Consider the following 23,041-nt stretch of genomic DNA (forward strand, 5'->3'; position numbering starts at 1 on the left):
GAAGAGCGTAAAAATTAGACGTTATCCCTAACATCCATATTCAAATATCTACCCTTATGACTCAGCCATTTCCTGTACACGCGACATTAGCTCAGGGTCTTGCTGAATTGTTTGACCGATGTTGTTAAAGGTATCGACATCCAAGCCACTATCCTCGATAGCTTCAATCATTTTCTCATTAGCTTCTACACGCAATGCTTGCTGATCTGCTTCGTCTCCAGCCGTGCTTAGGCGTTCGGTATACTCCTGAGAAATCGTCGCAACCTCTTCAGATGCCTCGATGAACTGCTCAAGGTGAGCATCAGAAACATCTGCGCTATTCATCTGTGCGGCCTCGGGAGCCCCTGCATCTTGTTGGGCCTGGGCAACAGAGGTCGTCACACCAATACTCAGCAGTGCGGCGGCTAAAAGCGCATACATTTTTTGCTGTTTCATAGATACCCCGTTTTCCTTAATTTTTTGTAACCGTACGTGTGTCGTAATCTAAATATATGGATGCATGCCCGATTACGGACAAGCATATGATGCAGCATGGAAATATGAGTTCCGCCGTTTTTGTTAGCAAAAGTATCAAAGCGACACAAAATGCTGCTGCATGTCATCTAGCAAGCTGCATTCGCTTACCGAACAGCAGCCCACCCCACTGCCAGCGATTAACTATCAGGTTCCATCCTATAGACCCCACCATACCGACCACTGCCAGTACGAGGGCATACAACACTGGGGATAGGCGTTCACCAATGCCTAGTGAGTCTACGAGGTTAAAGAACATCGGATGGGCGAGATAAATACCAAAAGAAAACTCGTTAAGACGCCTAACCAGCGGTGGTGCACGGCGCCCTTTTAGGTATTTCATTATCCATAGTATAAACAGCAAAAACAGCGGCACTACCCAGACTTCTTTGGAGGAGTAGTGCAACCAGCCAGGCTGCGAGAGCAGCACGACCAAACTTACCATGGCAATTAACCCATACGGCCGCGCAAGTTCTACCATCCAGCGTGGTCGCTTGTTGAATGTGGCACCGTAGTACCGCGCCAATACAAGCGCGAGAAAAAACAGATAAAGCCAGCCCAACGGCGCAATCCAGTGCAGGTAGCCGGGCGGCAACGTGCTTTTCCACTGCCAGTACCCCCACCAACCCATGCTGATCAGACTCCCGATCAACAGCCACGGTGTAGCCGGCAACCAGCGGGCCAGATTGAAACGCCCGTACAGCCAGTAGTAGACATAGAATTGCGCGGCAATGATTAAAAAGTAACCGTGCCAACCAGCAAACAAAAGGTAGTCTTGCAGGATCGCCCAAATGCCTTCATCGATACCGTGGGTTCGCAAACGGATAAACTCCGCCACAGAGTAAGCCAGCCCATAAACGAGATAGGGCAGCATTACGTATTTCACTCGATTACCTACAAAGCCATCAGGGATGTTGCCCCCATAGCGAGCAGAGAACAAAAATATCGAGATGAAGATAAAAATTGGCGTACCGAGTACGGTGGGAATACGTGCCAAATTCAGTATCAAGGAATCAGCGTGCTGTTCCAGATGATCTAGAAGATGAAAAAAGAAGACGGCCAAACAACCGTAAGCACGTAGCCAGTAAATTTCCTCAATGCGTTGCATGGCCGGGTTTCCTCTTGTGCTGATCTAAGGGGAACATCACGTTCTAACGCGCTGTCGGACACGTCGTCGCCGCACAAATTCCTTTAAGGCTGGCAAGGTGCTGCATTGGATAACGATGAGGATCAGGTATGAAGACCACACTATGGTACCTACGACCGCACGCTATTTCTTCCCTCTTCCTTCTCTTACTTCTCATTTTTACGCTGTTATTGCCGCCTACAGTACTGGCTAGCCAGGTAACCCACCACCGCTTCCAGGCTGAAACGCTGGGACGTTACTACCACTACACGCTCTATCTGCCTGATGGCTATTACGATTCAGGGCTCGACTATCCGGTGGTCTATCTACTTCACGGCTCTTTTGGTAACCATCGTGACTGGGTTAGCCATGGAGCACTCAAACAGATAGCCGACCGGCTCATCCGCCGTGGGGATATCCCCCCCGCCGTGTTTGTCATGCCTGGCAGCCAAAGTTGGTGGGTCGATGGACATAACGAAGCAGCACGCACGGCATTTTTGAATGATTTGATGCCCCATATCGAAGCACTCTGGCGGGTTGTCCCTGAGCGGGAATGGCGCGGCATTGGCGGGTTCTCTGCTGGGGGGTATGGCAGTGTCAATCTTGCGCTTGAGAACCCGGCTCTCTTCGCAGCGGCAGCGGCGTTAAGTCCCGCCAGCTATCACCCCTTGCCTCCACTTAATTCAACGGCGCGTGAGCATCCGGCTTTTTTAGACAAAAACGATCAATTTGATGAAGACCTCTGGCAAAGTCTTAACTACACCCATCATTTGGACAGCTATTTGAATCAGGAGCAGGTGGTGCCGCTTTACTTAAGCGCAGGCAACCGCGATGTTTATGATGCGCTAAGCCATGCACGCCGTTTGCAGGCCGCTCTCATGCCGCACCAACCTGGCCAAGCCCCTTTGGAAGTGTTTTCAGGCGGGCATACTTGGCGTGTTTGGCGGGCGAGTCTCGCCCCCGCCTTAAAGTTTATGTTTCGCTATTTACAGTCGCCTGTGCCGACTGCACCATCACCATAAACATCGCGCTGGATGCGCATACTGAACTTGCGTTAGCTCCCCTTTGACACGCTTAAAAAGTGATCAGGGCCGAAGAAATTAATGAAATTAGCCAACAGCAGGTGTGAAGTGAGCCACTCTTTGACTTCCACTTGATGGAGAAACAACAGCTTATGTCTTGCCATCGCTACCCAGCCAAGTGAAGCGTTTACCATAAGCCCAGCTGAGCCGCGACCCAACGCCCCGGAGCCAACGTGCCAATAAAGGCACCGACCAACCCAAGATACGCTCCTCGCATCCAATCGCGATGCTGCGACACCCTACCCTTGAAGATGGCTTTCATGGCGACGGCAAGGGCCACCAGCATCCATAGCGACAGCAGGTGAATGGGGCCCAGATGCCCGACCAGCGTTAGCACACCGCCGCCCAACCAGAAGGAACTGAGTGCCGAAAGCGCCATGGCCAGCACCCAGACAACGCCCATCAACCGGTGTGGGCCATTACCCTTAGGCGCGAGCAGCAGGATAGCCCCAAGCCCCAAGGCAAAGAAAGACGTATAGAGATGCAGAGTGAACGCCATGGAGACCTCCGAAGATCACGTTGCCTGATCGATATTGAAATGCAACTTGTTGCATAAGGCTAGCTCCGCCCTGCTTGATATGCAACCATGTGCATATCACTTTCCAAAAGCAATGGTCCCCCATGTCCCTGCGCGCCGTTATATTGATCACCCTGCAGCGTGAGCCCGGCACCGGCTACGACATCCTGCAGCGCTTCAAGGCTGGCCTGGCCCATGTATGGCAAGCCAGCCACCAGCAGCTCTACCGCGAACTCGACCGAATGCGCAGGGATGGCCTGCTAATCTGTGAGACGGTGCCCCAGGACGAACGCCCCGACCGCAAGGTCTACCAGCTCACTGATGAGGGTCAGCAGGCTCTGGACATCTGGCTCGCCGAACCCTTGGCCGCCAACCCCGTTCGCCAGCCGTTGTTCGCCAAGTTCTTCGCCTGGGAGCATTGGCCCGCCGACGCAAAACACGAAGAACTCGCTACCCTGCGCAACCAGCTCAGCCAGCGCCTGAAGACCTACGCCGCCATCGAACGGGAGTGGTTCAGCGACCCACAGGCACTAACGCCCGCCCAGCGCGCGCCTTGGCATACGCTGCGGCTAGGCCGGCGACTTACGGAAACATGGGTGGAGTGGATCGATGAAGTAATGGAGGAAGGCGAATAACTACTTTCAAACTCGGCTCCCGCGTGTAGGCAGAGGTTATGGGAGCGCTGCCGTGGCCAGCGCTGTTTCGAGTGATTCGCTAACCGCTGCACCGTTATACCGTCGGCTAGCACTTTCCTTTGCACCAAGCTTGGCAAAAACGCTAGTAGGCGCACAATCAAGACGCCCCCGGAGTTCCGAGGGCGTTGATGTTGCTAGGTTCTCAATTTAACGAGCGTGTCCTTAGCTTTTATTAAGAACCGCTTCCGGGAAGTGGCGACGCAACATTCGGTTCTGGAAGTCGTCCACGAAACGGCTGTTAATGATGATGATAAACCGCTCGAAGGGTGCCTCGCTGTCGAGCTGTTCGATCCCGTCGACGCTGTGGAATAACCGGTCATCGCGCAGATGAAGGATATCCCCCGGATTCAGGGTGATATCGACCAACGGTTGCATGCCAGCCTTGTCTGCGTAGAGATGGTTTTCGGCACCCGCCACGTTTTCCCGATTGAGGACCAAAATGCTGAGTGCCTTGCAGCCATCAGCATGAATTCCCTGCCCCTGAAGGGGGTCGACGCTGCCTTCCCCGCGAACCCCAGTGATCTGCATGAGAATGGGTTCGTGCGCACCGATACTCCAAAGCTTTGCCCACGCGCGGACGAAAGCCTTTACATCGGGGCGTGCTAAGAACTCCTCCGTCAGCGGATCATAGTACCGCAGGCGATCCGCCATGCTTTCAGCATCGTTAAAGGCACCTCCCTGGGCCATGGGGCACTGGCCCATCTCTTCTACGTCTCCCTGATCATTCAAAGCGAGCCATGACATCCGCTTCCAGCGAAGGTTGACATAAGGGTCGCGCGACAGGTCAGCGACAAACCCCTGCCAAGCGGCCAGATCGATTCGCTCCCGAATATCGGTTTTCGCCCAATCCTGATGCCGCAACGCCTCGCTCACTCCCGGATGCCAATACTCGGCAAGGGAATCGGCAGGCATAGAGGGCAGGCCAAAACCGTGTTTGAAAGTATCGAGTTTCATGGGGGTATTCTCCTGTTGACTGGGCGGAATTGCCCGGTGTGGCTGTGGTCAACACCACGACCAACAGGAAGAAAATGAGAAGATTTGTTGGGATATGTCAAAAAAATGTATTAAAAAAGAATGATTTTGTTGAAACAAGAATCAAACCGTTGAGAACGTATATAGGTAGAATATCTCCTACCAATAGGTGTAGGGTAATCATTACAAAGTGCCTAATGCTGGCATGGTGAGGATTCTTGCTAGTGTTTTATTAGCGTTTTTCTTTAGGTGGTTTCTATGAATATCCGCGACTCCCGACATCACAAAGATTCGGAACGCCTGAAGAGGAACCGCAGGAAGTTTTCCGATACGCTCGTGACAAATGGACCTAACACATCCTCAACGGCTGGCATTGATGCGCACGACGCCGACAAACAAGAAGCCGAGATAGTACGCCGTCAGTATTTGGAAAGTGAGCAACGATTCCGCGCCCTGCTGGAGAGCCTGCCAAAGGTAGCCGTTCAGGGGTATGACCGCGATCGGCGAGTGATTTACTGGAATGAGGGTAGCACTCGTCTGTACGGCTATACCGCTGAGGAAGCACAGGGTCAGTTATTGGAAGACCTGATCATACCCGCCTTCATGCGTGACGGAGTGATCCAGGCACATAGCGCCTGGATCGAAGAAGGCGTCGCCATACCCGCCAGTGAACTCGAGCTCAAACACAAAACCGGTGAACTGGTATCGGTTTTTTCACAGCATCTGATGCTCAATGAGCACACCGATTCACCCTTATTATTCTGCGTTGATGTCGATCTTTCTGGCCAAAAGCGCGCCCACCGCGATCTAGAATTCGCCACCCATTTCGACAGGCTCACTCATCTTCCGAACCGCCAGTCCTTTGAGGTCGACCTGGACAGCCTATTGGACGCCTGTCGACGCCAGGGCCATGGTCTTGTCACCCTCTACCTAGACATCGATCACTTCGTCGAAATTAATGATGCTCTGGGCTATGACCAGGGCGATCGCCTGCTCATTGAGCTGACGCGGCGACTGAAAGAGTGCCAGCGCACCACTGACCTAGTGTCCCGTGTCTCTAGCGATGAATTCGTGCTGGCCTTTCCCGGCGTCCACTTGGCCCCCGATGTCAGACGGGTCGTTCGTCATGTCCAAAATGTCTTTCGCGAACCTTTCGTCTTGGATGAGCGGGAGCGTCAGGTCACGGCCTGCCTGGGTGTAGCGCTATTTCCCGAGAACGGTGAATCGTCACGCGAATTGATCCGTAATGCCGATGTTGCCAAGAATCGTGCCAAACTGGAGGGACGGGGTGCGGTACGTTTCTTCCAACAGAAGCTCCATGATGAGCTGGTTCGCCAGCACTATCTCTTGGCGCGACTTGAGGAAGCTCTGGATAACGGTGAATTTTCCCTCCACTACCAGCCCCAGGTTTCGGCGGCCAGTGGACGAATAGAGAATCTCGAGGCCTTAATACGCTGGGAGCCTGCCGATGGCCCGACGATCTCGCCTGGCGAGTTTATCCCGCTGGCCGAGCGTTCCGGTTTGATTCATCGTCTGGGCGACTGGGTCATCGAAGAGGCTTGCCGCCAGCAGGTGGAATGGCGTGCCAAGGGATTTCATGAGCACCGCATCGACATCAATGTCTCGGGGCGCCAACTGGTGCGTCCTGATGCCCTCAAGCGCTTCGAGGACGCGTTACAGCGTCACGGCTTAGCAGCGCGAGATATCGGCATCGAATTGACCGAGAATGTCCTGATTGAAGCAGACGAGACCGTCATTGAGGACCTTCGGCGCCTCTATCATCGCGGTTTTCACATTGCTCTTGATGACTTCGGGACCGGCTACTCCTCCCTAAGCTACCTCAAGCACTTTCCCGTCACCGCCCTGAAGATCGACCGCTCCTTCATCCAAGATGCTCCCACACAGCCAAAGGATCGGGCCATCATGGAGGGCGCCATCCTCATCGGTCATCGGTTGGGATTAGAGGTCGTGGCCGAGGGCGTCGAGAACGCCGAACAGTTGTCACTGCTGCGTGACATGCATTGCGATCTCATCCAAGGGTTCTTCTTCTTCCGCCCGATGCCTGCCAAGGAAATCGACCGCTTGCTGAGCGGTTTTGTGCCCAGTCACAAAGGGCTGTCGAGCTGAGGCTTGTTGTGATTTGGCGTGCAATCCAGCGGGGTTGCCATACCCTAACCTTATAAACGCCCCAATACTCGTTGATCGCTATGACTAAACCTGTGGCCTTGGCTGGACTGCCGTTATCAGCCAAAAGCGGGCATTAAGCTTTTTATAATATTTATGTCCTCATTGAGAAATAACCTTATCTGGCCTGTTGCCCTTTGAATCTCTGCGCGAGCAAATAGAATGACCCCGCCACCAAGCAACCGGCAGAAGCAATACCTAGCGCTGCCAACCCTAGCCACGTTAAGGCGAGCATGCCGAGCACTCCACCAACAAAGAACGCTATAAGAATTGCTATGAGAAGGCTCACTTTCCAGGTCTTGACGTAGCGCCCACGCAACCGATGGCCGATCAGAACACCGATGTCTGTCACAATGCCGGTAACATGCGTGGTTCGTAGAACAAGGCCCCGGTAGCTGCTTGCCATTGCATTTTGCAAACCTAGCGCAGTAGCAGCAAGCGGTATAGCCACTATCATCTCTTGGATCGCGAACACCGTTGCGGGCGCAAGCAGCATCCCCTCAAGTAATAGGGCAACACCATAACGTCGACCTGGCTTTAACGTCGCATGACCGATGATAACCCCGGAGGCAATAGCACCGATTACAAACCCCGCCAAGATCGAGCTAATCAGCAGGAAATCCAGCCCCTCGGCGGTACCCGTGTCGATACTCAGCCGCGATACTGCGCCTGTCATGTGACTGACCGGCACCGCGAAGAAGCCGAGCATAACGACGTTTACATAGCCGGCTGTTCCAGCCAGCAGTGAGCCACCACAAGCCACCCACGCTAAGCCAGAGCGCGGCGCGGATTTTTCGGCAGATGGGAGGTCGTATGGCATAGCAAAGACTCAAGCAACGAGGAGCAAACATGGTAGCTGGTTCCAGCACACCCTTACTAACTGCTTTGAAGAAATACAGTGATCAGCGGAGCGGAGCACGACCATATTCACGGCTCTTTTCGTTTCAGCAAACACCTCGCATCTCGCGCAACTTATGCTATCGGCCAGAAGCGGTCTTTTAGATGTCACTGATATAGTGCTTTAACGCCCAGCTCTGCGGCTGGAATAAGCGGAGGCAACGCCAGAGCTATTTCCAGCCCAACAGCAGCTGATTGTTAAACTTATCACGGTACGATCTTCATATTGATGGTCATCGACGAATATGGGTGAAATTCTGGAAGATGACTAATTATTTGACCGTCATCAAAATAGTGATGTGCAATTGATGGAAATAATTCTTCAGGTACTGGATGCTTTGCATTTGGATTGTGGAACATTGATAAACCTTCACCCCACGTTTCATTTGATTCTGTCGTTACTTGATAAGCAAACTGCTTAGGCAGAGACGCATTCGGGTCATGATCATGATGCGTACCAAATCGGTGCATAATGATGTTATCAGGACCGAAGCCTGCTTGGCGGCCTATGCGATTAAATTTTGATATTGTACCGCTTGCAGAGAACAATACCGCGCTAATATTTTCAGCATCAGGCTGAAAGAAGTAGCCTGATGGAATCACCTTATCACCCACTTTATGCTTTTCAATTTTTAAAGCGGAAATGATAAGCTTGCCATCTTTATCATGGCTAAATTCGTGCTGAACCCCATAGAGGTAGTTTATTAGCGCATTTGAACTCCATTGCATCGACTGATCATCATGGAAGTCAGCTATAGCGAAGACGAGAGGATTGTCTTTTACATGATCAAGTTTCCAATATTCTTTTTTTAACTTGCTAAAAAGTGGGCTTCCAAATTTTATTGGCATTTCATTTTTGTGTTTTTCTGCTATCTCATGCGGGTGTAATAATTTTGGCCCTTCCTGGAAGAGTGAGACAGGATTATTCTTTTTCCTGCCTACTATCACTGCTTCAATTGCAACTTTTTTTCCATATTTTTTAACCAAAAAATCTGGTGCATGATGCTCTCGGTCAAAAAACAGCTGTTCTTCATTGAAATACGTATTCAAATAAAGCTCCCATAATCTGGCGTCAAATCCAGAACTTTGAAACTGCTCAATAAAATTCCCATCAATATCAACAAAATGAGGCATAAGTTCATTGATAATTGATTTGGCAGGAACGAATGATTCTTCTTGGGATAACTTTGTAAAGAATGGGTGTTGCTTTGCAATTGAGACTACTGGAGTAAATAGATCCAAGCCCTTCGTTTCATCACCTTGAGGAAATACGGCATTCCCTGTGCCAGCATGCCATTTAATACCTCCTTGCACCCAGGTTCTCGCTTCTTCAATCGTTTCAATTGAGGCTTTTACATCAAATGCTCTAAAGCGACCGCCTTCATCTCGCCCCAAGATAATGCCAACAAAGTCATCATCAACTGTATCTCGAAGAACAATACCCAAGACAGCTTCGGAATCATCAGCATACCATTCTAGTTCTTCACTCATATATGCTGCTGCAGGGCTTCTAGACTGAGCGGCTAGAGCATTGAATCTTTTTATATCTAAATTTTTTACGGTTATCTCGTCCATGACGATTCCTGATTAATAGCCTTACATCAATGTTAAGCGGCTGATTTAGAAGCGCTACCGCGCCGAAAAACCGATCCGGTGGAGGCCCATAAGGGCCGGAACGAACTGCAACTACTTGTTAGGTTTTTTATTAACGGCATACTCTGCGAGCTGGTGGTGGCGTACCCTAGAGCTTTCTATGCCAATTGTTGACATAGCAGCAGCGTTGCCTTCTATGCTGGAGGAGCTATAGTGACTAACGTGCCAAGTTGGATGGTTTGCTTTTGTGATATGCGCAACTTCAGCAAGATATGGAAGATCAATATTTGACAAAGAGTGTCCCCAAACATAAACGTCAGTCACATCCTGTAAACCGTCGAAGAAACTCTGATTTCTCTTTATAATTTCATTGGTTGGCTTAAAAGTATCCTCAAAATAGTCCTCTATAAGCTTGTACCCTTCCATGACTCGCGTGTCGATATCTTCGAACTCATTCGACTCGTTTAATTTCGGCCTCTCAGTCGCGCTCCAGCCATGACCTAGGATAATTTCTTCCTCGCCATCTTCGGCTGAACCATGAATATGGAGGACTTGTGGTTGATACGCCGAATAAAGTTCTTGAACAGTGATCGTGTAGTTAAAATTGAGGAACAATGCATTCGGCTCCAGCTTTAGATTCCTTTTATCCGCGTCAGCCGGGATCTGGATTGTCTGCACCCAAGAAACAAATTCTTCTTTTAGTCGGCTTGATACAGCTCGCACGATCTCATTTATTTCATACTGATAATCATGATGACATGAATCGCTCCAATCATCCGCGCCATAAGATACTAGGAAGTTCGACGCATTATCTATGACTTGAGCGATGTCGAAGTAAGCCAAGGCTTCTTCCAGGTTTTCCCAGTTCCCACTAAGAGCACATAGGTACTCTTCAACTGTAGATTGAAGCTCCGGATTACGACGAGCTACAAATTCCTTGAAATCTGAGAAGCTGGTCGCGAGGCCATGGTGCAAGTCAAACCCATTACCAATTATATAAAGCACTCTAGCTGACAAGCTTCGATCTCCTTGGAACCTAACTGTATAGCGTTTCTTCACCGTGCGTAGCATGGCGCACAAATGCCTGTTGGACTAATGCGCGTCCAGCAGGCAAGCGTCTGTTTAATAGGGAATGTATTTAACGCTGAGCCTTCCAAGGTGCTTAGCTGCCTATTTTGGGAGCAATTCTGAGGCTACTGGGCGGTAATAGATCGTGTCATTTCAACGCCCCCCTGCTTGACTGTATTTAATGTAGCCTGCCCAGTAACAAAATCCAACTGCAAGCCAAGTAGAACTAAAGCCCGCGAGAGGCTAAATATCACCTCATTCTAATCTAGCGCCTCAGCGTGCCATTGGTAGTAATGCCTTCGGTTGTATTGAGGTTGCATTCAAGCGTCACGCTGGGGCACGAGTATTCTTGTTAAGGTATTTCTCTGACTCTAACGTCCGCTCAGGGTCGAAAGCGGCCACATACAGCTCAAAGCCTGCTTTGCACCCTCTTGCCCAACCACTTCAAAGCCAACAAAATCTGCTTAGCTTCCAACCTACCAAACTCTGCTTACCCGTGTCATTAGAAAATAGTCATGTACCTAACGCTTTTTCTTAGTTTCGGCTCCTTACGTTGAGCGCCGAAAGCTTGGTGGCACTGCCGCTGGTGGTGATGTTTTGATTATGACGCCCCAATGGATTATCGGCCCTGGAGCCATTGGCCGCTTATTGGCGCATTGCTACCGATGCATGATAAAAACCCTATTGCGACGCACAATCAGCGTTGCTATTGGGTAATAGTAGGCACAAAGCGTGATTAATGACCGCCGCGCACCTACTCCTCTGTTTGCAGCGAGAACCCGCCAAATGAGCCAGCGAATTCTGATCCTGCAGGGCCATCCTGATGCCAGTAAGGCGCACCTGTGCCACTCTTTCGCGGATCACTATTGCGAAGGCGCCCAGGCCAACGGCCATGAGGTTCGCCTGATTAACATCGCCTCTCTGGAATTTCCGCTGCTGCGCAGCCAGCAGGAGTGGCAAACAGCTTCTCTGCCAGCCTCACTGAAAGCGGCGCAGGAATCCATTGGTTGGTGCCAGCACTTGGTACTGATCTTTCCGCTGTGGCTTGGCGACATGCCGGCTCTCGTCAAAGCGTTTTTGGAACAAGTGCTGCGACCGGGCTTCGCCTTCGCGTACGTGGAAGGCAACCCGCTAGGAAAAAAGGGACTAACCGAACGCACGGCGCGGATCGTAGTGACCATGGGCATGCCCGCGATAATCTATCGACATATTTATCGGGCGCACAGCATCAAATCATTGGAGCGCAATGTCCTCGGCTTTGTCGGCTTCTCTCCCGTGCGTGAAACACTGATCGGAGGCGTAGAGACAATGAGCGAGCAAAAACGCAACGAATGGTTTCGCAAGCTGCATACGTTAGGAAAAGAAGCCAAGTGAAGCTAACGGTGGCCACCCAGCAGACGACTGTGACGCATGACGCCTGTAATTGAACTTGCGGCCAGGGCAAGGCAACTAGCAAAAGCTCTATCGATAGCCCTATTGCTCTCCTTCGCCACCCCACTCCGAACGCGGTAAGCTTGGCGCTATTCCCGTTTATGATGAAGTGTTCCCCATGACAACCCATTGGATTCTTGGCCCTGGGGCCATTGGCCGCCTGCTGGCGCATTCGTTGGCACCGTTGGTTGAGGTGGTGGTGATTGGCCGCCGTGAACTGCCTTCACGGCAGATGCTCACTACACCGGAAGGCGAAGCACGTACCCAGCATTTAACCTTGCTAACGGCTGCGCAGTTGGCGGCGGCAGATGCGCCTGAACCGCCCGCTTTTGTGCATATCACCACCAAAGCGATGGCCGCAGAGGCGGCGCTGGCCAGTGTGGCTAGTCAGCTGCCCTCTTCCACCCCGCTGGTGCTGTGGCAAAACGGTTTTTACGCCCAGCCGCGTATTAACCAAACGTGGCCTGGGCCGGTGCTGTGCGCTACCACTACCCAAGGTGCTTACCTAACCGGGGATGATGGCGTGGTACACGCAGGCCGTGGGCCGACGTTTCTCGGGGATTTGGATAATCAGCACGCAGCGCTAGCAGAAACCTTAACGGCGCAGTTGAATGAAGCAGGCTTTAGCGCCACCGCTGTCAGCGATATTCGTCAACGCCTGTGGCAGAAACTGGCGGTGAACGCGGCAATTAACCCGCTGGTCGCTCTAAACGGCGTGCGGAACGGCGCGCTGCAAGAAGCCGCTTATGCGGGCCATGTGGAGTCTGTGGTCACGGAAGTAGCGGCGATTTTACAGGCTGAAGGCATTGCGCCACCGTCAGGCGAGCAAGGAGACGATGCCTGGTTAGCGCTGGTACGACAGGTAATCGCCAACACCGCCCATAATAAGGCGTCGATGCTGCAGGATGTTGAAGCCAAACGCCCCACCGAGCGCGGGGCTATTTTGGGGCCGCTGATTGCAAGCGCCGAGTGGCATGGGTTGACGTGTGAAGCGCTCACAGCACTGGATAGCGCGCTTGCGGCACTGGAAGCGCGCTTTTAACTCAACACCCGCCGCTGGGCTGTGTTGGGTTAAGAGACGGGAATCATGACCACCTTGCGGTAGGCGGGCAGCTCGGCAAGCTGTTCGGCCCAGCGCTCAAGGTGCGGGCGAGGTTGCCAGGTTAGGCCACTGTTACGCAGGTTATAAACGAACGGGGCAAGCGCAATATCCCCCAGGCCAAACGCATCACCGGAGAACCAGCGCTGCTCGGCAAGCGCGTCATCCATCTGCTCAAACAAGGTTTCACAGGTGGTAATCACCGGTGCTAAGCGCGCCATATCGCGCTGTTCCGAGGGCGTTCTGATATAACCCAATAAGAACTTGCGGTGTGGCGGCGTTAGTGCGCTTGTCGACCAGTCCATCCACTTTTCCATTTGGGCGCGCTGGGCGGGGTTGTCAATCCACAGCGCGTGCTGGCCATACTGGGCCGCTAGATAGCGAATAATCGCGTTGGACTCCCAGAACACGCTTTGGGTGGCATCGTCTTTTAACAGTGGCACCAGCCCGTTGGGGTTCATGGCCAAATATTCAGGCGTCGTGTTAACCCCGTGCTCCCGCCCTGCTGGGATTTGCTGGTAAGGCAGCTCCAGCATTTCCAGTACCCAAAGGACTTTTTTTACATTGGTAGAGTTATTGCGGCCCCAAAGCGTAATCATGAACGCCCCTTATTTATGGATTAACCCAGAGCGCCCACGTTTGCTCTTCTAGGCACGGATTTAGGCACGAAGTGGTAAGACGAGGCGCGGCCCCGTCTTACCGCATTTTATGCGCCGTCTTTATCCTGATAAAACGTTAACAAGCTGGAGAAGTCGAGCTTACCGTTACCGCCTGCTTTGTGCAGCGTAAATAACGAGCGGGCTGCCGACCCCATCGGCACCGGTGAGGCGCTTTGCTGGCTCACATCCATGGCAAGCCCCAGGTCTTTAATCATCAGGTCGACCTGGAAACCACCTTGGTAGCCTTTCGAGGCGGGGGCATTTTCCATCACGCCGGGGTAAGGGTTATAAACATTAAGTGCCCAGTTCCCGCCGGAGCTTTGCTTCATGATCTCGGAAAGTACGGCGGGGTCCAGGCCGTTTTTGACGCCCATGTTGATCGCTTCGCAGGTGCCCGCCATCAGGATGGAAAGCAGCATGTTATTGCAGACTTTGGCAATCTGGCCTGCGCCGTGGTCGCCCGCGTGGAAAATGTTCTTACCCATTACATCCAGAACGGGCTTGGCTTGTTCGAATTGGGCATCAGAGCCGCCCACAATAAAGGTTAAGGTGCCCGCCTGGGCGCCACCTACCCCGCCAGATACAGGCGCATCAACAAAACCCACGCCTTTTTCTGCGCCAGCGGCAGCAACGCTACGGGCGGTATCCGCATCAATGGTCGAGCAGTCGATGACCAAAGCGCTTTTTTTGATCACATCAAACAGCGGCTGGTCACCGTCTACATACAGGCCTTGCACGTGCTTGCCTGCGGGTAGCATGGAAATAATGAAATCGGCATCGGTGGCCGCAGCCTGGGCAGAGGCCGCAATTTCACACCCTTGCGATTTTGCGGTTTCCAAGGCTTGGTCAGAAAGGTCAAACGCGCGAACGCTGAAGCCTGCTTTCGCTAAGTTGGCCGCCATGGGGCCACCCATATTGCCTAAACCGATAAACGCGACAGTGCTCATCTTTGTTGTCCTTATTAGAAAATTGGCTGAGAAACGGATTAACGAAGATCCGCAAGTGGGCTTTTTTCCCACGGCGAAGCCAGCAGCGCATCAATAAAGCTTTGCTCAACTGACGAAACGTCTGGGTATTTCCACGCGGGCTGGCCGTCTTTATCGACTAACAGGGCGCGTACGCCTTCAGGAAACTCTTGATGACGGCAGCACTGCACGGAAAGCGCTAGCTCAAACTGAAACACCTCCGCCAGAGACATATGCTTGGCGCGTTTAAGCTGCTCATCAATTAACTTCACCGACACGGGGCTGCCGTGGGAAAGCGTTTTCTGCGCTTTGCTGAACCATTTATCATCGCTGTTGACTGCCAGCACCGCCTCGACCGCTTGTTCAACGGTGTCGTGATCCATAAGCTCACGAATCAGTGCGGCAGATTGGTGAACAGGCGTCTCTAGTTCGGCAAATACGTCTTGAGACGCCTGCTCAAATTCGCGCAGTATGCGGTTGACCACACCGTGGGCGTCGGTTTGCTCGCCTTCTCCCCAGGTGGCGTCTACCAGTTTTTGAGCCAGGTCTGTGCGGTAATGGCTAGCAATGGCGCGGTCCGCAAGGCCAAGATGAACCGCATCCGGTGCGTTAATTTGGCTGCCGGTCATCGCTAAAAACCGGCCGGTGCCATTGGGCAGGCGGTTGAGAAACCAACTTGCGCCTACGTCGGGATAAAGGCCGATAGTCACTTCTGGCATCGCAAGCCGAGAGGTTTCCGTCACGATTCGGTGGCTGCTGCCGCTTAGCAGTCCCATTCCTCCGCCCATTACAATTCCGCTGCCCCAGCAAATAACGGGCTTGGGATAGGTATGTAACAGGTAGTCAAGGCGGTACTCGTTCTCAAAGAAACGTTCGGGGAAATCCGCCTCGCCATCCCCTTTAATCGCTTTGTAAAGATTGACAACATCGCCACCGGCGCAAAATGATTTTTCACCCGCGCTATCCAGCAGCACCGCAACAATGCGCTTATCGGCTTGCCACGCTTTCAAGCGTGGCAGCATCTCTTCAATCATCTCTAACGTCAGGGCATTCAGCGAACGCTCGGCGTTAAGCGTGATCTCGCCAATAACATGACCATCTTGGGTGGCGTGTTCAGCAAACAGTACGCTACTCATTCCATTGTCCTTGTGGTTGGCTGAGCTTGTGGCTAACTATAGCTCTGAAGCACCATCAGAGAGCACGCGGCGGGAAATAATCAGCCGCATGATTTCATTGGTTCCTTCCAGAATGCGGTGTACACGGGTGTCACGCACATAGCGCTCCATCGGGTACTCCTTAATGTAACCGTTACCGCCATACATCTGCAGCGCCTCGTCGCACACCCTGAAGCCCACATCTGTCGCAAACCGTTTGGCCATGGCGCAGTAGGTGGTGGCATCCGGGTGGCCTGCATCCAACTTGGTGGCGGCCATGCGCACTAACTGGCGAGCAGCGACAAGCTCCGTCACCATATCCGCCATACGGAACTGAAGCGCTTGGAAGTCTGCTAAGCGTTTACCAAACTGCTTACGCTCCAGCATATAGTCACGGGCTTTGTTGATCGCCTGCTGAGCGGTACCGATTGAGCAGGTGGCGATATTGATACGCCCACCATCTAGCCCCTTCATGGCAATTTTGAAGCCGTCGCCTTCGTTACCCAGCAGGTGGTTAGCAGGCACGCGCACATCTTCAAAGGTAATCATGCGGGTTGGCTGGCTGTTCCAACCCATTTTGTCCTCTTTGCGTCCGTAGCTAATGCCGCTTGTTTTCGCATCAACCGCAAAGGCGGAAACGCCGCTGGGGCCTTCCCCCCCGGTACGCGCCATCACCACTAAAAAGTCGGTGCTGCCCGCGCCGGAAATAAACATTTTGCTGCCATTGAGGACGTAGTCGTCGCCGTCGCGCTTGGCCGTGGTTTTAAGCGAAGCCGCATCCGAGCCTGAGTTGGGTTCGGTTAAGCAGTAAGAGCCTAGCAGCTCGCCGGTGGCCAGTTTTTCGCCCCACGCTTCTACCGCTTCCGGCGTGCCGAAATCGGCCAGCATCCACGTCACCATGTTATGAATGGTGAGATAAGCAGTGGTTGAAGTGCAGCCCATAGAGAGCTGTTCGAAAATAATGCTCGCGTCCAGACGCGAAAGACCCAGCCCGCCTACGCTTTCCGGCGCGTAGAGCGAACAAAAACCTAACTCGCCTGCTTTACGAATAACGTCCACGGGGAAAAAGGACTCTGCATCCCACTCTGCCGCATGGGGTTCTAACTCGTTTTGGGCAAACGCCCGTGCCATATCAGAAAAGGCAATTTGGTCTTCGCTTAGCTCAAAATTCATGACGTTCCTCCGCATAAGCGTGGCTACAAAACGCACTGTTCAGCGTTAGGCGGCGCAGGCTCTGCTATTTGTCGTTGTTAGCGAATGTCGTAGTTGACGGTTATCACAATTAGCAATGTTGACGTTTACGTTAACTTATATTTTTACCTTAACCTACGCAACCGCTTAGCCCCACTACCTTTGGACTAGACGTGTGTTGAGGACAAAAAAAGGGTGCCATTTGGCACCCAACGGACAGACTCGGTTCAACTCATCACTTAAAGTTTTTGCGATACATTTTATCTAGCTCGCCCACAATGCCGCTGCGGAAACTAAGCACACAGATCACAAAGATAATGCCAAGAATAACGCTTACCCAGTTACCCAACGGCGACTGCGCCAAAATGTGCTGTAGGCTAACCACAATCCCTGCGCCCATAAGAGGCCCAAGCAACGTTCCCACGCCACCTAGCAGCGTCATAAGGATCACTTCACCCGACATGTGCCAGTGGGCATCGGTTAACGAAGCCAGCTGGAACACCACGGTTTTGGTGGAGCCCGCCAACCCAGCGACGGCAGCAGAGAGTACAAAGGCCAACAGTTTGTAGGCATCAACGTTGTAGCCTAACGAGACCGCACGGGGTTCGTTTTCACGAATTGCCTTCAGCACCTGCCCAAAGGGTGAATGTACGGTGCGCTGGATAAGCGCAAAGCCGAATAAGAAGATCGCAAACACGAAGTAGTACATCGCCAAGTTGCTACTCAGGCTGATGAAGCCGAACAGCTCACCCCGTGGCACGCCGTGTAAGCCGTCTTCACCACCGGTAAAGGGCGCCTGTACAAACATGAAGTAAACAAGCTGCGCTAGCGCCAGCGTCACCATGGCAAAGTAGATACCCTGGCGCCGGATAGCCAGCAGGCCAAATAACAGCCCTAACACCGTAGCCGTCAGGGTACCGCCGATAATGCCCAGCTCGGGCGTTAAGCCTGGGTAACTTGCCAGCAAGTAGCCGGTAATATAGCCACCTGTCGCGAGAAACGCAGCGTGCCCAAACGAGAGCAGTCCAGCATAGCCCAGCAGCAGGTTGAAGGCGCTGGCAAATAGCGCAAAGCAGAGAACCTTCATGAGGAACACTGGGTACGCTAAGAAAGGCGCCACTAAACCCACGGCAACAAGCGCTATGTAGAAGAGATTGCGGCGCATATTGGCACGTTTTTGGCGCTCCAACACCGCAGAGGGTGCTTTGAATGCTTGAGAATCTGCCATGGTTAAGCCTCCTTACCGAACAGCCCAGCGGGGCGTAACATGAGCACTAATATCATCACCAGGAAGATCACGGTATTGGAGGCTTCCGGGTAATACACTTTGGTTAAGCCTTCGATAACTCCCATGCCTAGACCGGTAAGGATCGCCCCCAGAATGGAGCCCATTCCCCCGATAACCACCACGGCAAACACCACAATCAATAGGCTTGAGCCCATGGTGGGTGAAACCGGATATAGCGGCGCTGCCAGAACGCCAGCAAACGCAGCCAGTGCAACCCCAAAACCATAGGTAAGGGTAATTAACAGCGGTACGTTGACCCCAAACGCCTGCATCAACTGGGAGTTTTCTGTACCCGCCCTCAGGTAGGCGCCCAAGCGAGTGCGCTCAATCATAAACCAGGTGAATAGACACATTGCCAATGCCGCCACCAGCACCCAGGCGCGGTAAGTAGGCAGGAACATAAAGCCAAAGTTAAGCCCCCCTTGAAGTGACTCTGGAGTGGCATAACGCGCACCGGAAACCCCGAAGAAGTTGACCAGCGTGCCTTCAAAAATCAGCGCTAACCCGAACGTTAGCAACAGCCCGTACAGGTGATCCAGATGGGCAATACGACGCAGCAAGAAGCGCTCCATCAGCATGCCAAAACCACCGACCACCAGCGGCACCAAGAACAGTGCTAGCCAGTAGTTAATGCCTAAGTAGCGAAAGCCTAACAGCGCGGCGAAGGCCCCCAGCATGTATTGTGCCCCATGGGCAAAGTTGACGATCTTCAGTAGGCCGAAGATGACCGCCAGGCCCAAACTAAGCAGTGCGTAAAAGGCACCGTTCACAAGCCCAAGCGTTAGCTGGCCCATGAACACGGCCAGTGGCACGCCGAATATCATCGTCATGGTATGACTCTCCTCGCCGCCAAGCGGGTAGCAGCACCTGCTGCCACCCGTGGGTATTGCTTATGTAATAACGCTTCAAGGCTATGAATGGCTAAGCCTGAATCGCTGCCATAGGCCCTATGCTTTCAAACGTTTCTAGACCCGTTTTAGTTTTGAACCAGATTGCACTGACTCTCAGAAAGCGGACGGTAGGCTTCTTCGGCGGGAATAGTGCTAAGGATTTCGTAAAGGTCCCACTCACCAGTGGACTCTTCCGGTGTTTTCACCTGGGCTAGGTACATATCGTGAATCATGCGGCCATCTTCACGAATGGTGCCGTTGCGGGCAAAGAAGTCATCAACGGGCATCTCAGCCATTTGAGCACGTACGGTTTCAGGATCATCAGTGCCTGCCGCTTCTACCGCTTTTAGGTAGTGCATGGTGCTGGAGTAGATACCCGCTTGCACCATCGTTGGCATACGGCCCATCTCTTCGTAGTAACGCTCAGACCACGCGCGGGCCTCTTCATCCATGTCCCAGTACCAACCAGTGGTCAGCAACAGGCCTTGGGTAGCTTCCAAGCCTAGGGCGTGAACGTCGTTCAGGAAGATAAGCAGACCCGCTAACTGCTGACCGCTTTGAACAAGGCCAAACTGACTGGCGGTGGTGATGGCGTTGACGGTATCCGCACCCGCGTTAGCCAGGCCCACAATTTTGGCACCAGAGCCTTGGGCCTGGAGAATGTAGGAGGAGAAATCGCTAGTGGGGAATGGATGGCGAACGCCGCCCACTACTTCACCACCACTCTCTTCTACGACGCGCGTTACGTCACCTTCCAGCGCGTGGCCAAAGGCGTAGTCCGCAGTCAGCATGAACCACGTGTCGCCGCCCTGCTCTACAACGGCCTGTGCGGTACCGTTGGCCAGCGGATAAGTGTCATACACCCAGTGAATGTGGTTTGGCGTGCAGTGCTCGTTGGTGATACTGGACGCCGCAGAGCCGGAGACAATGCCCAGGCCGTTGTTCTCTTCAAGCACGCGGGTAACCGCGATAGTGACCGAAGACGCCACAAGGCCGCCCACCATATCCACGTTACGCTGATCTATCCATTCGCGTACGGTATTAGCCCCTACGTCGGCGCTATTACGGTCATCGGCACTAAATACAACGATGGGCGCACCATTCACGCTGCCACCAAAATCCGCAACGGCCATTTCCATAGCCGTTTGCCCACCTGGCCCGGCGAGGTCGCGGTAAGTGCCTGACATATCGGCCAAGTAACCAATACGAACCTCGCCATCGCTCATGTCAGCCTGGGCGGTTGAAATAGCCATGGTGGAAGCAGCGGCAACAGCGATGCTGGCGGTCAGCGTTTTTTTCATGAAGGTCATGTTCGTCTCCTGGCCCTTAAGGCCTTTGTTTTTGTGTTACGACGTTATTAAGCGTTTTGTAGAGCGTTCAGCGTTATGGATACTGCATTGTTAATTCTGGCGAGTGTTGCTCCATTCGTCCTGGTCTTTGCTACACCCCCAACATCGTGTTGAGGTGGTCACGGCGGGAAGGCAGCTGTGCGGCGGTGATCTCCTCCACAATCTGGCCATGATCCATTACGAAATGACGATCTGCTAAGGGGGCCGCAAAGCGGAAGTTCTGCTCCACCAGCACAATGGTCATACCGCGCTCTTTCAACTGGATTAACACCTCGGCTAATTTCTGCACGATAACCGGTGCCAACCCCTCGGTGATCTCATCAAGCAGCAATAACCTAGCCCCAGTGCGCAAAATACGCGCCATGGCTAACATCTGCTGCTCACCACCGGAAAGGCGTGTCCCCTGGCTTCTGCGCCGCTCATAAAGATTAGGAAACATGCCGTAGATTTCATCTAGGCTCATGCCGCCTGAGCGCACGGTGGGTGGCAGCAGTAAATTTTCATGCACATCCAAACTCGCAAAAATCCCCCGCTCTTCCGGGCAGTAACCAATACCCAGCCGAGGAATATGGTGCGGCTTCATGCGCAGCGTTTCGTTACCGTTAATGACGATAGAGCCAGTACGCCGACCCACCATATTCATAATGGCTTTAAGGGTAGTGCTGCGCCCCGCGCCATTTCGCCCTAACAGGGTCACCAGCTCACCGCGCTTAACATCAAAGTTAACGCCGTGCAGAATGTGCGACTCGCCGTAAAAGGCGTGCAGATCATTCACCCGCAACATTTCTAGGGTTTGCGAATCGGTAGCCGCGTTGGTCTCATACGCTTCAGCGGTGTTCATACGGCAGCCTCCTCTTCAGCGGCTTCGCTACCCATATAGGCCTCACGCACCAGCGGGTTGCGGGAAACCTCTTCATAGTCGCCTTCTGCGAGCACCGCGCCACGCGCCAACACGGTAATGCGGTCGCATAACCGGCTTACCACGCTTAAGTTGTGCTCAACCATCAGTACCGTGCGTCCTTGTGAGACGCGTTTAATCAGCGCCACGATGCGGTCAACATCTTCAGCGCCCATGCCCTGGGTCGGTTCATCCAGCAGCATCATCGTGGGGTCAAGCGCCAGCGTCGTGGCAACTTCCAAGGCCCGCTTACGGCCGTAAGGCATTTCTACTGTTAAGGTGTCGGCATACTCTTTAAGACCCACTTCCTCGAGCAGCTCCATGGCGCGGTCGTTAAGGTGATTAAGCGATGTCTCCGACTTCCAAAAATGGAAGGAGGTACCCAGCTGGCGCTGTAGCGCAACGCGCACGTTTTCTAGTGCGGTCATGTGGGCAAACACGGCCGAAATTTGAAACGAACGCACCAAACCAAGCTGTGCTATCTCGTTGGACTTTTTACTGGTGATAGGTTTGCCGCGATAGAGGATCTCACCGCGAGTAGGCGGTAAAAACTTGGTTAACAGGTTAAAAACGGTTGTTTTACCCGCACCGTTAGGCCCGATAAGGGCGTGAATATGCCCTTCTTGGACTTGAAGGTTCACGTCATCAACGGCGGTAAAGCCGCGGAACTCTTTGGTCAGCCCTCGCGTTTCGAGCACTGGCCCCTTGTTTACATCGTCTGCACGCATGAAGTGGTAAGCCTCTTGTTGTTCTTGTGCTGACTTTGCACCAGCCAGTTTACTCTGGAGCGAAAAATCGTTAGCCGGCGACGCACCCTTACCTGAACGTAAGGTGTAGGTGCAAACTAGCAATCACTTGCAGGGTATTACAATTACAACTTTGGTCTACGCAGGCTAAGCTGCCTCTACTTTCAACTCTTTAAATTCATATTTTTCATGCAGTTAATTAAATTCAACGGTTATCGACGCTAAGCAATATCAGCTTTACGTTAACGTAAACTTGTTTTAGCCTCATGGTCAGTGTTCCATAGGGACATCCCCCTATTGACGAGAACCATGATAATGAGCAAAACCTACTCGATCAGTGAGCTGGCCAGCGAGTTCGATGTCACTACGCGCAGTATTCGCTTTTATGAAGACCAAGAGCTTTTACACCCCGCCCGCCGGGGGCAAACACGCATATACAGCAGTAAAGATCGTGTCCGGCTGAAACTAACGCTACGCGGCAAACGCCTGGGGTTTTCCCTCGCTGAAATTCGGGAACTTTTCGAGCTGTGGGATGAAACCCGTAGCGGCAGCGAAAAGCAGCTGCACCTGATGTTAAGCAAGATTGGAGAGCGCCGCGCCGCCCTCGAACAACAAATGAAAGACATCACCATGGTGCAGCTTGAGCTTGAAAGTGCCGAAATTCGCTGCCGACAAGCACTTGAAGAACTGAACGAAAAGCATCCATTAACAACCACAAGGTAAT

22 protein-coding genes are annotated in these 23,041 nt (G+C 52.7%); 6 read left to right on the top strand and 16 right to left on the bottom strand.

Annotation, left to right across the window (positions count from 1 at the left end; all coding sequences use genetic code 11):
* Positions 1-54: 54 nt before the first annotated feature.
* Together LG301_RS08915 and LG301_RS08920 are read right to left on the bottom strand one after the other, a co-directional pair.
* Positions 55-435, bottom strand: coding sequence for a DUF4168 domain-containing protein (locus tag LG301_RS08915; protein WP_404470726.1), 381 nt, complete (start codon positions 433-435; stop codon positions 55-57).
* A 163-nt stretch (positions 436-598) separates the two neighbouring features.
* The gene (locus tag LG301_RS08920) at positions 599-1,621 is read right to left on the bottom strand and encodes an acyltransferase family protein (protein WP_404470727.1); all 1,023 of its coding nucleotides are present in this window, start codon (positions 1,619-1,621) and stop codon (positions 599-601) included.
* A 128-nt stretch (positions 1,622-1,749) separates the two neighbouring features.
* Between LG301_RS08920 and LG301_RS08925 the strand changes: the two genes are divergently transcribed.
* On the top strand, positions 1,750-2,661 hold the full coding sequence (locus LG301_RS08925; protein WP_404470728.1) for an alpha/beta hydrolase: 912 nt from the start codon (positions 1,750-1,752) through the stop codon (positions 2,659-2,661).
* Positions 2,662-2,848: 187 nt separating this feature from the next.
* Here the strand turns inward: LG301_RS08925 and LG301_RS08930 are convergent, their stop codons facing one another.
* Positions 2,849-3,220: a DUF2306 domain-containing protein gene (locus LG301_RS08930; protein WP_404470729.1), complete on the bottom strand. Its 372-nt coding sequence runs from the start codon at positions 3,218-3,220 to the stop codon at positions 2,849-2,851.
* Between the two features lie 122 nt (positions 3,221-3,342).
* Between LG301_RS08930 and LG301_RS08935 the strand changes: the two genes are divergently transcribed.
* On the top strand, positions 3,343-3,873 hold the full coding sequence (locus LG301_RS08935) for a PadR family transcriptional regulator (protein ID WP_404470730.1): 531 nt from the start codon (positions 3,343-3,345) through the stop codon (positions 3,871-3,873).
* Positions 3,874-4,095: 222 nt separating this feature from the next.
* Here the strand turns inward: LG301_RS08935 and LG301_RS08940 are convergent, their stop codons facing one another.
* The gene (locus tag LG301_RS08940; RefSeq protein WP_404470731.1) at positions 4,096-4,887 is read right to left on the bottom strand and encodes a 2OG-Fe dioxygenase family protein; all 792 of its coding nucleotides are present in this window, start codon (positions 4,885-4,887) and stop codon (positions 4,096-4,098) included.
* 276 nt (positions 4,888-5,163) lie between these two features.
* Between LG301_RS08940 and LG301_RS08945 the strand changes: the two genes are divergently transcribed.
* A complete protein-coding gene (locus LG301_RS08945; RefSeq protein ID WP_404470732.1) occupies positions 5,164-7,032 on the top strand; it encodes a putative bifunctional diguanylate cyclase/phosphodiesterase in 1,869 nt (622 codons plus the stop codon).
* A gap of 175 nt (positions 7,033-7,207) precedes the next feature.
* Here the strand turns inward: LG301_RS08945 and LG301_RS08950 are convergent, their stop codons facing one another.
* The 3 genes from LG301_RS08950 to LG301_RS08960 all read right to left on the bottom strand — a co-directional run bounded on the left by LG301_RS08950 (position 7,208) and on the right by LG301_RS08960 (position 10,596).
* Positions 7,208-7,909 (bottom strand): YoaK family protein, encoded by a 702-nt coding sequence (locus tag LG301_RS08950; protein ID WP_404470733.1) that lies wholly within the window; start codon positions 7,907-7,909, stop codon positions 7,208-7,210.
* A gap of 284 nt (positions 7,910-8,193) precedes the next feature.
* The gene (locus tag LG301_RS08955) at positions 8,194-9,561 is read right to left on the bottom strand and encodes a hypothetical protein (RefSeq protein WP_404470734.1); all 1,368 of its coding nucleotides are present in this window, start codon (positions 9,559-9,561) and stop codon (positions 8,194-8,196) included.
* A gap of 111 nt (positions 9,562-9,672) precedes the next feature.
* On the bottom strand, positions 9,673-10,596 hold the full coding sequence (locus tag LG301_RS08960; protein ID WP_404470735.1) for a bacteriophage abortive infection AbiH family protein: 924 nt from the start codon (positions 10,594-10,596) through the stop codon (positions 9,673-9,675).
* An 837-nt stretch (positions 10,597-11,433) separates the two neighbouring features.
* On the opposite strand from LG301_RS08960, the gene LG301_RS08965 reads away from it, so the two are divergent.
* Both LG301_RS08965 and LG301_RS08970 read left to right on the top strand, forming a co-directional pair.
* Positions 11,434-12,021, top strand: coding sequence for an NAD(P)H-dependent oxidoreductase (locus LG301_RS08965; RefSeq protein ID WP_404470736.1), 588 nt, complete (start codon positions 11,434-11,436; stop codon positions 12,019-12,021).
* A 175-nt stretch (positions 12,022-12,196) separates the two neighbouring features.
* The gene (locus LG301_RS08970; RefSeq protein WP_404470737.1) at positions 12,197-13,120 is read left to right on the top strand and encodes a ketopantoate reductase family protein; all 924 of its coding nucleotides are present in this window, start codon (positions 12,197-12,199) and stop codon (positions 13,118-13,120) included.
* Positions 13,121-13,149: 29 nt separating this feature from the next.
* Here the strand turns inward: LG301_RS08970 and LG301_RS08975 are convergent, their stop codons facing one another.
* The 9 genes from LG301_RS08975 to LG301_RS09015 all read right to left on the bottom strand — a co-directional run bounded on the left by LG301_RS08975 (position 13,150) and on the right by LG301_RS09015 (position 22,299).
* Positions 13,150-13,776 carry a glutathione S-transferase family protein gene (locus LG301_RS08975; RefSeq protein ID WP_404470739.1) on the bottom strand — a complete coding sequence of 209 codons (627 nt, stop codon included), beginning with the start codon at positions 13,774-13,776 and terminating at the stop codon, positions 13,150-13,152.
* A gap of 107 nt (positions 13,777-13,883) precedes the next feature.
* Positions 13,884-14,798, bottom strand: coding sequence for a 3-hydroxyisobutyrate dehydrogenase (mmsB, locus tag LG301_RS08980; protein WP_404475214.1), 915 nt, complete (start codon positions 14,796-14,798; stop codon positions 13,884-13,886).
* 23 nt (positions 14,799-14,821) lie between these two features.
* Positions 14,822-15,937, bottom strand: coding sequence for an enoyl-CoA hydratase/isomerase family protein (locus LG301_RS08985; RefSeq protein ID WP_404470740.1), 1,116 nt, complete (start codon positions 15,935-15,937; stop codon positions 14,822-14,824).
* 36 nt (positions 15,938-15,973) lie between these two features.
* The gene (locus tag LG301_RS08990; protein ID WP_404470741.1) at positions 15,974-17,128 is read right to left on the bottom strand and encodes an acyl-CoA dehydrogenase family protein; all 1,155 of its coding nucleotides are present in this window, start codon (positions 17,126-17,128) and stop codon (positions 15,974-15,976) included.
* Positions 17,129-17,381: 253 nt separating this feature from the next.
* Complete coding sequence (locus LG301_RS08995) at positions 17,382-18,374, bottom strand: branched-chain amino acid ABC transporter permease (protein ID WP_404470742.1); 993 nt, start codon at positions 18,372-18,374, stop codon at positions 17,382-17,384.
* A gap of 2 nt (positions 18,375-18,376) precedes the next feature.
* Positions 18,377-19,264: a branched-chain amino acid ABC transporter permease gene (locus LG301_RS09000; protein WP_404470743.1), complete on the bottom strand. Its 888-nt coding sequence runs from the start codon at positions 19,262-19,264 to the stop codon at positions 18,377-18,379.
* Between the two features lie 146 nt (positions 19,265-19,410).
* Positions 19,411-20,634: an ABC transporter substrate-binding protein gene (locus tag LG301_RS09005; RefSeq protein ID WP_404470744.1), complete on the bottom strand. Its 1,224-nt coding sequence runs from the start codon at positions 20,632-20,634 to the stop codon at positions 19,411-19,413.
* A 130-nt stretch (positions 20,635-20,764) separates the two neighbouring features.
* Positions 20,765-21,514, bottom strand: coding sequence for an ABC transporter ATP-binding protein (locus tag LG301_RS09010; RefSeq protein ID WP_404470745.1), 750 nt, complete (start codon positions 21,512-21,514; stop codon positions 20,765-20,767).
* Complete coding sequence (locus LG301_RS09015; protein WP_404470747.1) at positions 21,511-22,299, bottom strand: ABC transporter ATP-binding protein; 789 nt, start codon at positions 22,297-22,299, stop codon at positions 21,511-21,513. Before LG301_RS09015 ends, LG301_RS09010 begins: the two co-directional genes overlap by 4 nt.
* 333 nt (positions 22,300-22,632) lie before the next feature.
* On the opposite strand from LG301_RS09015, the gene LG301_RS09020 reads away from it, so the two are divergent.
* Complete coding sequence (locus tag LG301_RS09020; protein WP_009099444.1) at positions 22,633-23,040, top strand: MerR family DNA-binding transcriptional regulator; 408 nt, start codon at positions 22,633-22,635, stop codon at positions 23,038-23,040.
* The last annotated feature ends 1 nt before the right edge of the window (position 23,041 follow it).

Source organism: Vreelandella venusta (assembly GCF_044809155.1).
GTDB lineage: Bacteria > Pseudomonadota > Gammaproteobacteria > Pseudomonadales > Halomonadaceae > Vreelandella > Vreelandella venusta_B.